This window comes from Bradyrhizobium sp. CCBAU 65884, assembly GCF_028128835.1.
In the GTDB taxonomy this organism is placed as follows: Bacteria; Pseudomonadota; Alphaproteobacteria; order Rhizobiales; family Xanthobacteraceae; genus Bradyrhizobium; species Bradyrhizobium ottawaense.
The window spans coordinates 178102-194196 of sequence record NZ_LBJU01000121.1; the positions used below are offsets into that span (position 1 = coordinate 178102).

13 protein-coding genes are annotated in these 16095 nt (G+C 65.3%); 9 read left to right on the plus strand and 4 right to left on the minus strand.

Features of this window, described 5'->3' with window-relative positions; translation table 11 throughout:
• Positions 1–25: 25 nt before the first annotated feature.
• On the minus strand, positions 26–1006 hold the full coding sequence (locus XI03_RS22755; RefSeq protein ID WP_152102530.1) for an ABC transporter substrate-binding protein: 981 nt from the start codon (positions 1004–1006) through the stop codon (positions 26–28).
• Positions 1007–1494: 488 nt separating this feature from the next.
• On the opposite strand from XI03_RS22755, the gene XI03_RS22760 reads away from it, so the two are divergent.
• The 9 genes from XI03_RS22760 (at position 1495) to XI03_RS22800 (ending at position 10332) form a co-directional block, all read left to right on the plus strand.
• Complete coding sequence (locus XI03_RS22760; RefSeq protein WP_028145405.1) at positions 1495–2595, plus strand: ABC transporter substrate-binding protein; 1101 nt, start codon at positions 1495–1497, stop codon at positions 2593–2595.
• Complete coding sequence (locus XI03_RS22765) at positions 2573–3595, plus strand: ABC transporter permease (protein WP_271593397.1); 1023 nt, start codon at positions 2573–2575, stop codon at positions 3593–3595. Before XI03_RS22760 ends, XI03_RS22765 begins: the two co-directional genes overlap by 23 nt.
• Positions 3589–4386, plus strand: a complete 798-nt coding sequence (locus XI03_RS22770) for an ABC transporter ATP-binding protein (protein ID WP_028145403.1) — start codon at positions 3589–3591, stop codon at positions 4384–4386. Before XI03_RS22765 ends, XI03_RS22770 begins: the two co-directional genes overlap by 7 nt.
• Complete coding sequence (locus tag XI03_RS22775; RefSeq protein ID WP_271593398.1) at positions 4380–5552, plus strand: acyl-CoA dehydrogenase family protein; 1173 nt, start codon at positions 4380–4382, stop codon at positions 5550–5552. Before XI03_RS22770 ends, XI03_RS22775 begins: the two co-directional genes overlap by 7 nt.
• Positions 5553–5573: 21 nt before the next feature.
• Positions 5574–6674, plus strand: coding sequence for an LLM class flavin-dependent oxidoreductase (locus tag XI03_RS22780; RefSeq protein WP_212249746.1), 1101 nt, complete (start codon positions 5574–5576; stop codon positions 6672–6674).
• Positions 6671–7609 carry an ABC transporter substrate-binding protein gene (locus XI03_RS22785; RefSeq protein ID WP_271593399.1) on the plus strand — a complete coding sequence of 313 codons (939 nt, stop codon included), beginning with the start codon at positions 6671–6673 and terminating at the stop codon, positions 7607–7609. Before XI03_RS22780 ends, XI03_RS22785 begins: the two co-directional genes overlap by 4 nt.
• A gap of 249 nt (positions 7610–7858) precedes the next feature.
• Complete coding sequence (locus XI03_RS22790) at positions 7859–8704, plus strand: CmcJ/NvfI family oxidoreductase (RefSeq protein WP_271593400.1); 846 nt, start codon at positions 7859–7861, stop codon at positions 8702–8704.
• Positions 8705–8807: 103 nt separating this feature from the next.
• Positions 8808–9119 (plus strand): septal ring lytic transglycosylase RlpA family protein, encoded by a 312-nt coding sequence (locus tag XI03_RS22795; RefSeq protein ID WP_028145398.1) that lies wholly within the window; start codon positions 8808–8810, stop codon positions 9117–9119.
• 43 nt (positions 9120–9162) lie between these two features.
• Positions 9163–10332 carry a Gfo/Idh/MocA family protein gene (locus XI03_RS22800; RefSeq protein WP_152102535.1) on the plus strand — a complete coding sequence of 390 codons (1170 nt, stop codon included), beginning with the start codon at positions 9163–9165 and terminating at the stop codon, positions 10330–10332.
• A gap of 179 nt (positions 10333–10511) precedes the next feature.
• On the opposite strand, the gene XI03_RS22805 is transcribed toward XI03_RS22800, so the two are convergent.
• The 3 genes from XI03_RS22805 to XI03_RS22815 form a co-directional block, all read right to left on the minus strand.
• On the minus strand, positions 10512–11822 hold the full coding sequence (locus XI03_RS22805) for an ABC transporter substrate-binding protein (protein ID WP_271593401.1): 1311 nt from the start codon (positions 11820–11822) through the stop codon (positions 10512–10514).
• Between the two features lie 167 nt (positions 11823–11989).
• Positions 11990–14500 (minus strand): excinuclease ABC subunit UvrA, encoded by a 2511-nt coding sequence (gene uvrA, locus XI03_RS22810; RefSeq protein ID WP_271593402.1) that lies wholly within the window; start codon positions 14498–14500, stop codon positions 11990–11992.
• Between the two features lie 167 nt (positions 14501–14667).
• Positions 14668–15852 (minus strand): hypothetical protein, encoded by a 1185-nt coding sequence (locus XI03_RS22815; protein WP_271593403.1) that lies wholly within the window; start codon positions 15850–15852, stop codon positions 14668–14670.
• Positions 15853–16095: the final 243 nt, after the last annotated feature.

The following is a 16095-nucleotide window of genomic DNA, read 5'->3' on the forward strand; positions in this document are numbered from 1 at the left end:
GGTGTCAAGTGTCATCCGCTGGAAGTTAATTCGATCCCGCCGCCGCAGCCGTGAAGCTGCGGTCGACGGCTTTGCTGACGTCGAGCTTCTTGGGCAGGATGCCGTAACGCGTCGAGCGATCGGAGGCTTCCTGCACCTCCTTCACCACGTTCTCGTCGATTACGATCGGGCTGGTACGTTGCGCTGTGTAGGCTGACAGCAGCACGTCTTCCGGCAATTTGGTCAGCTCGGCGGTGTTCCTGGCATATTCGGAAACGTGATCCAGCGACCACAGCCGCGCCTTGTTCAGCCGCTGCACCAGGTCCTGCACCGCCGCGCGCTTGGTGGCGATGGCGTTGTCGGAGGCGACGATGAAGGTGATGGTCGGCGTCAGGCCCTCGCCGTCGGCGATCACCCGCGCCTTGTCCTTCAGCGTCGCGAACGACACGTAAGGCTCCCACACCGCCCAGGCGTCGATCGAGCCGGCGACCAGCGCGATCTTGGCATCGACGGGGCCGAGCGGCGCGAAGGTCGCATCCTCGAGCTTGATCTGCGCCTTCTCCAGCGTCGCGTCGATCAGGAACTGACCCCAGCCGCCGCGCGTGCCGGCGAGGCGTTTACCCCTAAGGTCGGCGGCCGATTTGATCGGCGAGTCCTGACGCACCAGGATGGCTTGCGTCTTCGCATCCGACCTGGTGCCGCCGATCGCCTTGATCGGCGCGCCCGCGGCGTAGACCGAGAGGAAGGAGAGATCGCCGGTGTAGCCGACGTCGAGCGCGCCGGCGTTGAGCGCTTCCAGGATCGGCGCCGCGGCGGGGAATTCCGACCATTCGATTCTGTAGGGCAGGTCCTTCGCATAGCCGGAGATCTCGAGCAGCGAGCGGTTGCCGCCCTTCTGGTCGCCGACGCGCAGCACGACGGTGTCCGCGGCAAACGACGCGGCAGTCGCCGATAGCGTGATGGCGGCGGCGAATAGCGAAGCGGCGAGCCGGCGGGTGATGGAATGATCGTGGGAGTTGATGCTCATATAGCCTGTCTTGTTGCGTGCTTGTGACTTTGGCTCACGACGCGTGAGCGAGCGATGCAGCGAGACGATCGAGTCTATGACCGAGCGAAGTGCAGTCAATGAAATGGCCAACCGTATTGCGCGCGCATCGGGCAAGGACGTTTCATTGAATCCTTGCGCGCGAGAACACGATGGTCCTGCGGGAGAAAGATGCATGGGATCTAGGCAGATGCGCGCTTGTGGCGATCGCCGGGAGCAACCGCATTCACGAAAATCGTTTCATCGTTCCCGCGCGCGCCGATGGAGAGAATGACCCTGCTTCGCATCACATTCGAAATTCCATTTCATTGACGATGCGGCGAGCGCGCCGCATGATTTGCGTATCGCATCAACGCGGCGCGACAAACGCCGGCGGAATAATTTTCTCTCAACGCAGCTCCGTACGGACCATGCGCAACGTGAAGCGTTGCGCTAAGGGCGGAGTCGTGCCAGCGCAGGAGTGGGGACTGATGAACAACGACGACAAGCGCGGCGGACGGGGGCTCGACCGGCGCCATCTGCTCCAGGCGGGGCTTGCGGCAGCTTTCGCTGCGCCGCTCGGCGCGCTGGGCGCTCAGGCTTTTGCGCCGCGCGGCATCGCATCCGGCATCGATTTCTCGGAGTTTCCGCTGTGCCGGACGGCGTCCGATGCGCCCGCGCTCACCGGCGCGCCGCGCAAGCTGAAACTGTCGTGGAATGCCGGCGCCGTCTGCCTCGCGCCGGTGCCTGTTGCCATCGAGCATGGCTTCTTCCAGAAGCACAATCTCGACGTCGAGCTCGTCAACTATTCCGGCTCGACTGATCAACTGCTCGAGGCGATCGCGACGGGAAAGAGCGATGCCGGTCTCGGCATGGCGCTGCGCTGGCTGAAGCCGCTGGAGCAGGGCTTTGACGTCAAGATCGCCGCCGGCACCCATGGCGGCTGCATGCGCGTGCTGTCGCGCGCCGATTCCGGTGTTGCCAAGCTCGCCGATCTCAAGGGCAAGATCGTCGCGGTCGGCGATCTCGCCGGTCCCGACAAGAACTTCTTCTCAATCCAATTGGCAAAGCTCGGTATCGATCCGAACAAGGACGTCGACTGGCGCGCCTATCCCGGCAACCTCCTTAACGTCGCCGTCGAGAAGGGCGAGGTGCAGGCGTTCCTGTCCTCCGATCCGCTGGCCTATCTCTGGCTCAAGGACACCCAGTACAAGGAGGTCGCCTCCAATCTCGACGGTGAATTCCGTGAAAAGAGCTGCTGCATCCTCGGCCTGCGCGGCAGCCTGGTGCGGGAGGAGCCGCAGGTCGCGCGCGCCATCACACAGGCGCTGCTCGATGCCGCGATGTTCAGCTCGCAGAATGCGACGGCCGCCGCAAAATCGTTCCAGCCCTACGCGCCGAAGGCGGCCACGCTCGCCGATATCGAGGGCATGGTGCGCTACCACACCCACCATCATCATCCCGTCGGCGACGTGTTGAAGCGCGAGCTCAAGGCCTATGCCGACGATCTCAAGAGCGTGCAGGTCTTCAAGCCGAGCACCGACACGGCCAAATTCGCGGAGCGCATCTATGTCGACGTATTCGCTGTCTGACGGCCTTGCCTCCGGCGCGCCGCGCCTCTCGCGCGCGCCGTTGCTGGCGAACTGGGCGAAGGAATCCGGCGTCGGTGTGCTCGCCAGCATCGCCTGGATCGCCTTCGGCCTGTCCTGCCTGTGGTGGGCGGATGTCGGCGACTGGTCGCGCACGCATTCGCTCGGCATCGCCGCCTTCGTCATCGCGGCCATCGCGCTGTTCGGCACCATCGGTGCCGATTATCTGGGATCGGCGGGCAGGGCCCTGCACAAGCGCGCGCCCTGGCTGGTCGCGCTCGGCGCCTTCCTGACGCTGTGGGAGGTCGCGACGGCAAAGTTCGCCTGGCTGCCGCTGCCGTTCTTCCCGCCGCCGCAGTCGATCATCGAGGTCTATACCGACGATTTGCCAAAGCTGCTCGATAGCGTGTTCGCCTCGGTCAAGCTTCAGCTCGGCGGCTATCTGATCGGCGCCACGGTCGGCTTCCTGACCGGCGTCTCGATCGGCTGGTCGCGCGCGGTCGGCTATTGGGTGCATCCGGTGTTGCGCTTCATCGGCCCGCTGCCGGCAACGGCCTGGCTGCCGATCGCGTTCTTCACCTTCCCGTCGAGCTGGAGCGCCTCGACCTTCCTGATCGCGCTGGCAACGGGCTTTCCCGTCACCGTGCTGACCTGGTCGGGCGTCGCGAGCGTCAGCAATGCCTATTACGACGTCGCGCGCACGCTGGGCGCCAAGCCGTCGTTCCTGGTGCTGAAGGTCGCGATCCCCGCCGCGCTGCCGCACGTCTTCGTCGGACTGTTCATGGGGCTCGGCTCGTCCTTCGCCGTGCTCGTCGTCGCCGAGATGATCGGCGTCAAGGCCGGGCTCGGTTGGTACCTGCAATGGGCGCAGGGCTGGGCGGCCTACGCCAACATGTATGCGGCGCTGATCGTGATGTCGCTGCTCTGCTCCGGTGCGATCACGCTGCTGTTCGCGATCCGCGATCGTCTCTTGGTCTGGCAGAAGGGGACTGTGAAATGGTAGCCGCAGCTTTGGCTGAAGCGGTCACGCATCCGGCCGCCGGCGCCGCGCTCGACATCGAGCAGGTCAGCCACGCCTTCGACATCGACGGCGCAGAGTTGCCGGTGCTCAGCGACGTCAGCCTCTCGGTCGAGCCAGGCGAGTTCGTCGCGCTGCTCGGCCCCTCCGGCTGCGGCAAGTCGACCTTGCTGCGCCTCGTCGCCGGCCTCGACAAACCCAGGGCTGGACGATTGCGCGAGGACGAGGAGCGCATCAGGAGTCCACATCCCTCGCGCGTGGTCGTGTTCCAGGATCCGACGCTGTTTCCCTGGCGGTCGGTCTGGGACAACGTCGCCCTGGGCCTCGAGGCCCAGGGCATTCTCAAGAGCCAGCGTCATCGTGTCGATGCCGCGCTCGATCTGGTTGGACTGGCGTCGTTCCGCAACGCCTATCCGCACCAGCTCTCCGGCGGCATGGCGCAGCGTGTCGCGCTGGCGCGTGCATTGGTCAACGATCCCAAGATCCTGATTCTCGACGAGCCGCTCGGAAAGCTCGACTCGCTGACCCGCATCACCATGCAGGCCGAGCTCGTCTCGCTCTGGCAGCGCAAGGGTTTTACCACGCTGCTCGTGACCCATGACGCCGAGGAAGCCCTCGTGCTCGCCAACCGCGTCATCGTCTTCAGCGATCGTCCCGCACGCGTGAAAGCCGACATCCGCGTCGACCGGCCCTATCCGCGTCATCGCGGCGATCCTTATCTCGCCGATCTGCGCCGCCAGATCCTCGGCCTGCTGGGATTGGACGCAACATGGTGACATCCGTAGCCAAGGGGCGCGCGGCCCATAGCGAGCCCGACTACATCGCGCGTGCCGAAGCATTGGCCGAAGGTTTCGCGGCACGCGCGGCCGGGCATGACCGCACCGGCAGCTTCCCCTTTGAGAATTTTCGCGAGCTGTCCGAAGCGGGCTTGCTGTCGCTGACGGTGCCGGCGGTCCATGGCGGGGCCGGCGCCGGTGCGCGCTACACTGCGCGCGTCATCGGCATCATCGGCAAGGCCGACCCGTCGACCGCGCTGGTGCTGTCGATGCATTACATCAATCATCTCGTGATGGCGCGCAGCCCGACCTGGCCGGTGCGGCACTCGCGCAAGCTTGCACGCGAGAGCGTCGAGGGCCTTGCGCTCGTCAACGCGCTGCGGGTCGAGCCGGAACTCGGCTCGCCCGCGCGCGGCGGCCTGCCGGCGACGGTCGCGCGGCGCACCGAGACCGGCTGGCGCCTCTCCGGCCACAAGATCTATTCGACGGGATCGCCGATCCTGAAATGGTACCTGGTCTGGGCGCGGACGGATGAGGCCGAGCCGCGCGTCGGGCAATTCCTGGTGCCGGCGGGCCTGCCGGGCACCCGCATCGTCGAGACCTGGGACCATCACGGCCTGCGCGCCAGCGGCAGTCATGACGTCATCTTCGACGACGTCGTGATCCCCCTCGATTCCGAGGTCGACGTGCGCAAGCCGGCGGACTGGCGTGCGCCCGACGTTGCACAGGCCGCCGTCCACACCGTCTTCGTCGCGGCGATCTACGACGGTGTTGCCCGCGCGGCGCGCGACTGGTTGATCAGGTTCCTGAAGCAGCGCGTGCCCGCCAGCCTCGGCGCGCCGCTCGCGACCTTGGCTCGCGCACAGGAGATCCTCGGCGCCATCGAAGCCAGGCTCGCGGTCAACGCGCGGCTGATCGCCTCCTTTGCAGGCGATTTCGACGACGGCGTTGGACTCTCGGCCGGTGAATCCAACGTCATCAAGCTCACCGTCACCAACAACGCGATCACCGTGGTCGAGGATGCATTGTCACTCACCGGCAATCACGGCCTGTCCCGCGCCAATCCGCTGGAGCGGCACTATCGCGACGTGCTGTGCGGTCGGGTGCACACGCCGCAGGATGATTCCACGCGCATCGGCCTCGGCCGCGCCGCACTGGGCCTCTAGGACATCAACAGGGAGACGATCATGTCGATCGAGTTCATCGGCTTCATCAGCAACAACAATTCGTCGGAGACCGTTGTCCGTGAGGGACCGGTGCTCAACCCCACCCACATCGAGACGGTGGCGAAGGCGCATGAGAATGCCGGCTTCGATCGCGCGCTGCTGGCATTTCATTCGACCTCGCCCGACGCGCTCCAGGTGGCGCAGCACGTTCTTGGCGCGACCTCCCGCCTCAACGTGCTGATCGCGCAGCGGCCGGGATTCACCGCCCCGACGCTGCTGGCGCGGCAGTTTGCCGTGCTCGACCAGTTTTCCCGCGGCAGGGTTGCGCTCCACGTCATCACTGGCGGCAATGCCACCGAGCTCAGGCAGGACGGCAACACGCTCGACGACAAGGACGAGCGCTACGCCCGCACCTCCGAGTTTCTCGATATCCTCAAGCTGGAATGGACCAGCGACAAGCCGTTCACCTACAAGGGCAGGTACTATCAGGTCGAGAACGCCTTCTCGCAGGTGAAGCCGTATCGGCCCGAGGGCATCCGCGTCTATTTCGGCGGCGCCTCGGATGCGGCCATCGACGTTGCCGGCAAGCACGCCGACACGTTTGCGCTGTGGGGCGAATCCTACGCGCAGGTGCGCGATGTGACCTCGCGCGTCCACAACGCCGCTGTCAGGCAGGGCCGGCCGACGCCGCGCTTCAGCCTGTCGGTGCGTCCGATCATTGCCCCCACCGAGAAGCAAGCCTGGGAGAAGGCCGAGGAAATCCTGGCGCGCGCCACCGCGCTGCAGGACAAGACCGGCTATCGCAAGCCCGCCGACGGCCACGCCACTGCCGGCGCGCGGCGCCTGCTCGCGCTGGCCGACCAGGGCAGCCGCATCGACAAGCGGCTGTGGACCGAGATCGCAAAGCTCACCGGCGCCAACAGCAACACCACCGCGCTGGTCGGCACGCCCGAGCAGGTCGCCGAAGTCTTCGGCGATTATTACGATCTCGGCATCAGCCATTTCCTGATCCGCGGCTTCGATCCCTTGATCGACGCGATCGAGTATGGTCGTGAGCTGATCCCGCTGACGCGAGAGCTGGTCGCCAGGCGCCAGGCCGTTCGTGGCGAGGCCGCGGAATGATCCGTCTCATGCTGGCCGGCGCGCTGCTGTTCGGCTCGTTCGAGCTGACGGCAGCGCAAACCACTTTGCGCGTCGGCGACCAGAAGGGCAATTCGCAGGCCGTGATGGAAGCGGCCGGCGTGCTCAAGGACGTTCCTTACAAGATCGAGTGGAAGGAGTTTCCGGCGGCAGCCCCGCTGCTGGAGGCGCTCAGCGCGGGCGCGATCGAGACCGGGCTCGTTGGCGACGCGCCCTTCACCTTCGCCGCCGCCTCGGGCGCGCCGGTGAAGGCGATCGCCGCCATCCGGCAGACGCGCGAGGCGCTCGCGATCCTCGTGCCGGAGAATTCGCCGATCAGGAGCTTTGCCGATTTGCGCGGGAAGAAGATCGCAACCGGCCGCGGCTCGATCGGCCATCAATTGATCCTCGCGGCGCTGGAGAAGAACGGCTGGAGCGCGAGCGACGTGCAGATCGCGTTCCTCGCGCCGTCCGATGCCAAGATCGCCTACACGCAAGGTTCGGTCGATGCGTGGTCGACCTGGGAGCCCTATGTCAGCCAGGAGGAGGTGCTGTTCAGATCGCGGCGCATCATCACCTCGGAAGGCCTGACGCCGGGCCTCAGCTTCCAGGTGGCGCGGCCTGACGCGATCAGGGACAAGCGCGCCGAGCTGACCGACTTCATCCGCCGCCTCACCGCGGCGCGCGCATGGTCGCTGAACAATGTCGACAGCTATGCCGCGACCTGGGGCAGGCTGATGAACATCCCGGTCGCCGTGCCGCAGAACTGGCTCTCGCGCGCAAAAATCCGCATCGCGCCGATCGACGACGGCGTCGTCGCGGACGAGCAGGGCACGATCGACCTCTATTTCCGCTGGGGCCTGATCAAGCAGAAGCTCGATGCCGCCGAGATCGTCGATCGCTCCTTTGCGGATGCGATTGCGAAGGCGGGGTTGTAGCGAAGTCCTCGTGTCCCGGACGCGGTGCAGCGTGCAACGCTGCTCCGCAGAGCCGGGGCACGATATATCACCAACACTCAAGCATCCGTGAAGTAGGAAGAACCCGTTCCAGCGCAATCGTCTTGCGCGACACGTTCCTTCTGCATTCGTCGCTCCCGACAACATCCTCATTGCTATTTGCATCGCACCTCTTGTGCCACGTCGCGCGCCCTCAAAAATCAATCCGACGACCACATCGGGAGACCGGCCATGGGCCTGCAAGAAACAAGAATCGAATCGCTTCCCTTCGTCACTGCCGAGCTCAACTATCTCGCGCCGACATCCGGCAAGCCGCGCACCTACGCCTTCGACCCGCCGCCCGGTGAGCCCAGGAGCACGTCGCTGCCGGAGCCGCATCAGGTGCCGATCTTCGATGCGCGCCTGATCGCGAACAATTTCTCGCTCGATCGCGAAGGCTTTGCGCTGGTGCGCCATCCGACCCGGGTGAAGGATTTCTACGACGACGCAGAGGTGAGGGCGGTCTACTATCCCGCCGTCGAGGCGTTCCTGCGCGCGACGCTGAAGGCCGACCGCGTCGTCATCTTCGACCATACCGTGCGCAAGCGCGTCGAGGGTGCGGCCGACATCCGCGGCGGTGGCCCGCGCCAGCCGGCGACACGCGTCCATGTCGACCAGACCGCCATCTCCGGCGCCAACCGGGTGCGCGAGCATCTGCCTGACGAGGCCGAAGAGCTGCTGAAGGGCCGCGTCCAGGTGATCAACCTCTGGCGTCCGATCCGCGGTCCGTTGCGCGATTCACCGCTCGCCATGGCCGACGGCACCACGGTTGCGCCCGGTGATCTCGTGGCGTCAGACCTGATCTATCCCAACCGCCGCGGCGAGACCTATTCGGTGAAATACAATCCCGATCATCGCTGGTTCTATTTTCCGGAGATGACACCGGAAGAGGCGCTGCTGCTGAAGTGCTACGATTCCGCAACCGACGGCCGCACCCGCTTCGGGCCGCACACCGCCTTCGTCGATCCGACCACGCCTGATGATGCGGCGCCGCGTGAAAGCATCGAGGTGCGCACGCTGGTTTTTCACAAACAGTAACAATGTGTGATGGCGCTGCCGGGATCCGTCCCGGCAGTTCCAGGAACTGAAGGGAACAAACTGACGTTTGCGGGACGGGTCTGGGCCAACCCGGAGCGGTGCCGTGCGCGCGCAGCCGACGCTATTGTTTTGTCTCGCTACTTTCTCGTTTTCACCATTTTCTGTTGCCCATGCCGAAAACGGGCTCGCCTCCTACTACAGCTACGGAAAAGCCGGCAAGGGCGAGCTCACCTGCGCGCATCGGACGCGTCCGTTCGGCAGCGTGCTGAGGGTCTCCTATGGCAGCCGCACGATCCAGTGTCGCGTCAACGATCGCGGCCCGTTCATCCGCGGCCGTATCGTCGATCTCTCGGTGCCGGCCGCCCGCGCGCTCGGCATGATGAGTGCCGGCGTGGTGCGAGTCTCCGTGGAATAGGCCGGCCGGCGCGCTATAGTGCCGCCCAAAGCAAGGGGGCACTATGGCCGGGATCAGGATCGGACTCGTCGGCTGCGGCTTCGTGTCGGAGCTGCACATGTATGCGTTCCGGCGCGTCTATGGCGTGGACGTCGAAGTCGCGGCGGTGGCCGCGCGCGGCGACCACGTCGTCGAATTCGCTGGCCGTCACAACATCCCGCGGGTCCATCGCAGCTTTGCCGATCTGATCGCCGACCGCGAGATCGACGTGGTCGACATCTGCACCCCGCCCAATCTTCATGCCGAAATGATCGTCGCGGCGATGCAGGCCGGCAAGCACGTGATCTGCGAAAAGCCGTTCGCCGGCTATTTCGGCCGCGACGGCGACCAGCCGCCGATCGGCAAGCACGTGCCGAAGGCGCTGATGTATGAGCGCGTGCTGGAGGAGATGGACAAGACGCGCGCCGCGATCGAGCGCACCGGAAAGCTCTTCATGTACGCCGAGGACTGGATCTACGCGCCCGCGGTGACCAAGACCGCGGAGATCATCAGGGCGACCAAGGACAAGATCCTGTTCATGAAGGGCGAGGAGAGCCATTCCGGCTCGCACGCGGCCCACGCCGCGCAATGGGCGATGACCGGAGGCGGCTCGCTGATCCGCATGGGCTGCCATCCGCTCTCCGCCGTGCTCTACCTCAAGCAGGTCGAAGCGAAGGCGCGCGGCGAGAGTATCCGCGTGGCCAGCGTCACCGGCGATGTCGGCAACGTCACAGCCGGCCTCAAGCCGGAGGAGCGCACCTACATCAAGGCCAATCCCGTCGATGTCGAGGACTGGGGCACGCTGACCGCGACTTTCTCGGACGGCACCAAGGCCACCGTGTTCTCCGGCGACATGATCATGGGCGGCGTGCGCAATCTGGTCGAGACCTATACGTCGGGCGGCTCGCTGTTCGCCAACATCACCCCGAACAACCATCTGATGAGCTACCAAACCTCCGAGGAGAAGCTCGCCAGCGTCTACATCACCGAGAAGGTCGACCGCAAAACCGGCTGGCAATATGTCTGCCTCGAGGAGGAATGGACGCGCGGCTATCTGCAGGAGATCCAGGACTTCATGGAATGCGTCGCGACCGGGCGGCAGCCGCTGTCCGACCTTGCGCTCGCCTATGAGACGATCAAGGTGAACTACGCCGGCTATTGGGCCGCGGAGGAGGGGCGACGGGTGGTGTTGTAGGGGATCGTTGCCGCGACGGGACCGGGCTCCCTCGCCCCGCTTGCGGGGAGAGGGTTGGGGTGCGGGGGAGCTTCCGCGGGGACGGTGACAGAGGAGTTCGCGGAGAGGCCCCCTCACCCGGAATTTGCTGCGCAAATTCCGGCCTCTCCCCGCAAGCGGGGAGAGGCGAAGAAACCTCTCTACGCCCCGTAGGTCGAGCCCTTCGGCAGCGGGAATACCGGGTCTTGCGTCCTGATGTTCGTCGGCCACACCACCGAGATGTGCTCGCCCGCGTTCTGCATCACCACCGGCGTCGAGCGTTCGTTCTGGCCGGACAGCGGCGTGCCCGGCGGGAAGAATTTGACGCCATAGCCCTGGATGGTGCCGCCGGCGGGGATGTCGACGTCGAGCGCGGCCTTGCGGATCGCCTCCGGCTCGAAGCTGCCGTACTTCTCCTTGGCGACAGGCAGCACGTTGTTGAGCAGCACCCAGGTCTGGTTGAAACCCATCGAGCAGTGCGGCGGCACGTCGGTGGCGCCGGTCTTGGTCTGGTAGCGCGAGACCATGGTCTTGATCAGCTCGCCCATGCCCGGCGCGAGTTTCGCCGCATCGAGCAGCTGCGCCGGCACCGGGTCGATGTTGCAGAAATTGTCGATGTCGGGGCCGAAGGTGGCGCGCAGCTTGTCGAGCTGGCTGTAGCCGGCGCCGGCGCCGAACAGCATCTTGAAGCGCAATCCGCTCTCGCGGGCCTGGCGCAGGAACAGGGTGATGTCGGGGTTGTAGCCGGCATGCGAGATCACATCGACCTTGGCCCGCTTGAGCTTGGTCACGAGCACCGAGAGGTCGGGCGCGGACGCCGAATAGCCCTCGCGCATCACCACCTGGATGCCGGCCTGCTTGGCATAGGCCTCGTCGGCGGCGGCGACGCCGACGCCATAGGGGCCGTCCTCGTGGATCAGCGCGACCTTGACGTCCTTTGCGTCCATGCCGAGCTTGGCTTTCGCATGCTCGGCGATGAAGCCGGCAAAGGCCTGGCCGTACTGGTCGGAATGGATCTGCGCGCGAAACACGTATTGCAGATTCTTGTCCTTGAACACGGCGGTCGAGACCGCGGTCGTGATCCAGAGGATCTTCTTCTGCTGCTCGACCTTCGCCGCCATCGGCACCGCATGCGCGCTGGAATAGACGCCGTTGATGATGTCGATCTTTTCCTGGCTGATCAGCCGCTCGGCCTCGTTGATGGCGACGTCGGCCTTGCTCTGGGAATCCGCCGCGACCGGCACGATCTTGGTCTTGCCGCCGATGCCGCCCTTCTCGTTGACGAGGTCGATGGCGATCTGCGCGCCGACCGAGGAGGCGACCGAGCCGCCTGCGGCGAACGGGCCGGTGAGGTCGTAGATCAGGCCGATGCGCAAATTCTCGGCCTGCGCCTGGGCCCTGGTCCAATCGAGGCTGAGTGTGGCGGCGGCAGCCGCCGTACCCTTCAGCAGCTGCCTGCGTGAAGTCGGCATCCTATCCTCCCTCAAAAACCGTCTTATGATTGGTTGTTATCTTTTTGCGAAGTATGGGGAGCGGGATGGCGGAAAGTCAACATCGCGAAAGTCGGGTCTGTCAGCTGCGCCATGGAACGCAATTGCGAAATGACCTCGAGGCGACCGCATCCGACAATCGTCGCGCGCTACTGCTTCAAGCGCCGTGCCAGATAATGCGCGGTCTTTCCGCCGGCCTTGGCAACCTGGTCCGGCGTTCCCGATGCGACGATGCGGCCGCCCTCGTCGCCGGCACCGGGGCCGAGATCGATGATCCAGTCGCTGTGCGAGACGACGTCCATGTCGTGCTCGACCACGACCACGCTGTTGCCGGTGTCCACGATCCGTTCGAGCTGGGCGATCAGCCGCTCGACGTCCCGTGGATGCAGCCCGGTGGTCGGCTCGTCCAGCACATAGAGCGTATGGCCCCGTTGCGGACGCATCAGCTCGGTCGCCAGCTTGATCCGCTGGGCTTCGCCACCGGACAGTTCGGTGGCGGACTGGCCGAGGCGGATATAGCCGAGACCGACCTCGCGCACGACCGAGAGCGACCGGTTCAGCGCGGCATCGCCCTCGAAGAACTCGAAGGCTTCGTCGACGCGCATCGCCAGCACATCCGCGATGGATTTGCCGCGGATTGTCACCTCGAGCGTCTTGTCGTTGTAGCGGGCGCCCTTGCAGGTCGGGCAGGGCGCGTAGACGCTGGGCAGGAACAAGAGCTCGACACAGACGAAGCCTTCGCCCTCGCAGGTCGCACATCGTCCTTTCGCGACATTGAACGAGAAGCGTCCGGCATCGTAGCGGCGGGACTTTGCCTGCGGCGTTGCCGCGAACAGTTTTCGGACATGGTCGAACAGGCCGGTATAGGTCGCAAGATTGGACCGCGGGGTGCGGCCGATCGGCTTCTGGTCGACGACGACGAGGCGGTTGATTTGGTCAAGGCCGGCAACGATCCTGCCGCCCAACGTCTCGACCGTCGGGGCCAAGCTGTCGTCATCGGCGTCAGCGGCCAGCGTATGGCCGAGATGCGCGGCAACGGTATCGACGAGGAATTGGCTGATCAGGCTCGATTTGCCGGAGCCCGACACGCCGGTGATGCTGGTGAGGATGCCGAGCGGAATATCGACGTCGAGACCACGAAGGTTGTTGCGGGATACGCCCCTGAGCTTCAGATGGCCCTTCGGCTCGCGGCGCGCCGTCGGCAGCTTCTTGCGCGGACGTCCGAGGTAATGCGCGGTTCGCGATTGCTCGATGTCACCGAGCCCTTCCGGCGGCCCGCTGTAGAGGATGAGCCCGCCGCCGTCGCCGGCGTCGGGGCCGACATCCACCAGCCAGTCGGCGTGGCTGATCACCTCGATCTCGTGCTCGACCACGAAGATCGAGTTGCCGGCGTGCTTCAGCCGGTCCAGCGCCCGCAGCAGCGCCTCGGTGTCGGCGGGATGCAGGCCTGCTGACGGCTCGTCGAGCACGTAGACGACGCCGAACAGGTTCGAACGAACCTGCGTCGCAAGGCGCAGCCGTTGCAATTCGCCCGGTGACAGCGTCGGCGTGCTGCGCTCGCAGGCGAGATAGCCGAGGCCGAGGTCGAGCAGGACGGCGAGCCGCGCCGACAGATCCTCGCAGATGCGCCTGGCGACGACGGTCTTCTCCGTCTTGTCTGTCGAGGCCTTTGCGAACGGCTCGACCAATTCCTGCAATTGCTTGAGCGGCAGGTGCGACATCTCGGCGATGTTGAGGCCGGCGAACCTGACCTTGAGTGCCTCGGGCTTGAGCCGGGTGCCGTGGCAGGTCGGGCAATCCCGCGTGATCATGAATTGGGCGACGCGGCGCTTCATCATCGCGCTCTCGGACTTGGCGTAGGTTTGCATCACGTAGCGCTTGGCGCCGGTGAACGTGCCCTGATAGCTCGGCTCTTCCTTGCGGCGCAGGGCGCGTTTGACCTCAGTGGCGTCGTAACCGGCATAGACAGGCACGGTGGGCTGTTCATCCGTAAACAGGATCCAGTCGCGGTCTTTTTTAGGAAGTTCGCGCCAGGGCTTGTCGACGTCGTAGCCGAGCGTCGTCAGGATGTCCCGGAGGTTCTGCCCCTGCCAGGCACTCGGCCAGGCCGCGACGGCGCGCTCTCGGATCGTCCTGGTGTCGTCGGGCACCATCGACTTCTCGGTCACGTCGAGCATCCGGCCGATGCCGTGGCAGGTCGGGCACGCCCCCTCGGGCGTGTTCGGCGAGAACGCTTCCGCATAGAGCATCGGCTGTCCCCGCGGGTAATCGCCGGCGCGGGAATAGAGCATCCTCAGCAGGTTCGAGATGGTGGTCACGCTGCCCACGGATGACCTTGTCGTCGGCGCCCCGCGTTGCTGCTGGAGCGCGACGGCGGGCGGCAGGCCTTCGATGTCGTCGACTTCAGGGACTTGCATCTGGTGGAACAGCCGCCGCGCGTAGGGCGACACCGACTCGAGATAGCGCCGCTGCGCCTCGGCGTAGATCGTTCCGAAGGCGAGCGAGGATTTCCCGGAGCCCGACACGCCCGTGAACACGACGAGGGCGTTGCGGGGAATGCGAACGTCGACGTTTCTCAGGTTGTGCTCGCGCGCGCCCCGGACGTGAACGAAGCCGCCGTCCTGGGTCAGGCTCTCAGTCTGCTTTGGTCGATCATCCATCTCGCGCCTCTAACCCAGACGGGGGGTAACGACAAGATCGCAGGATGGGTCCTCCGGTGCCAGCGTGGGCTTTGGTTTCTGCACAAAGCGAAGGCCCGCCGCGGTACATGCGACGGGCCCTGCTGGATGTGTTGGCTTGCCGGTGCCGACCGGACTCTCGCCGCACCTCAGACGATGAAATCCCTGGCGTTGAGATCGGCGGCGTGGATGCCGTCCAGCGTGATCGTGTCGTTGGCGGTCAGGTGGATCACCGCATTTCCGGCGTTGTCGTCGCTGATCAGGCTTTTCAGCTCGGCCCAGCCTGCAAAGTCGTAAGCGTGGACGTCGATCACATCGTGCTCCCTCGCCGTGCTGCCGGCCGCCTTGTTGCCCTGGTTGAAATCGTTGATCACGTCCTGGCCCGAGCCGGCGTTGAACACGAACAGATCGTTGTTCGGCCCGCCCCAGAGCTGATCGTTGCCGCCTCCGCCGTTCAGCAGATCCCTGCCGCCGGTGATCGAGCCGGCCGCGGCGGGAGTGTAGATGCGTGCATCGCCATACATCCGCTCGCCGCGATCGCTCCCGTAGAGGATATCATTGCCACCCTGTGCGTTGCCGGACATCTGCGAGGCATCGCCGACGAGCGCGATGGAGGTCGAATCGGGATTGCCGGCGACGGCTGCGATCAGGATGTCGTCCCCGCCGCGGGCATTGTCGCTCATGTAGTCGCTGTCGCCGAGCAGCGATGCGCCGCCGGACCGCGCAGCGGCGCCGACGGTATAGATGAGGATGTCGTTGCCGCCGCGTGCATCGCCGCTCATGGTCACCAAGGCATCACCGGATATCGACGCGTTGCCAGAGAATCCGGCCTGGACCACGCTGACGATGTCGTTGCCGCCTTCAGCGTTGCCGCTCATGAGCGATCCGGAATCGCCGCTGAACGCGCCATACGATCTGTCGCCCATCTCTTCCGTGATGAGGTCATTGCCGCCCTTGGCATCCCCGGTCACGGCGATCTCGGCGTCGCCCGAGAGATAAACGTTTGCATAGGTCGCGTTCGACGCCTCAACATGCAGCACGTCGTTGCCGCCATGGGCTTGATCTGACATGATCTGCGCGTCGCCATCAAAAGACACATAGGGCAAGCGACCCTCGACCGTCGCAACCAGAAGGTCGTTGCCGCCATGCGATCGGCCGTTCAGAATCGCCTCGTCACCGACAAACAGCAGGCTGCTGGGCCCGTCATCGACCGTTGCGATCATGATGTCGTTACCGCCGTGGCCGTCGACCGGCAGGCCGGGGTCTCCGAACGCGATCACGAGTTCCTGGCTTCCAACGCTGACGATGATCGTATCGTTTGGCATACGGCGCATCGCGTAGGCTCCCGGTCCGTGTCAGGCGCGGATCGAGGCGGACATCATGTCCGCGCACCGCGCTGCGGCCGTGCCGCGTCACGTATCTTCTTTGGTTTGATGGCGGAGATTGGCCCGCGGTGCAGCTTGATTGCGGCCGAGGAGCCGCATCGGAGGATGCGCGTCCGCAGTGCCGTAGGGTGGGCAAAGCGAAAGCGTGCCCACGATCCCTTTGATACGGAACGAGATGGTGGGCACGGCGCG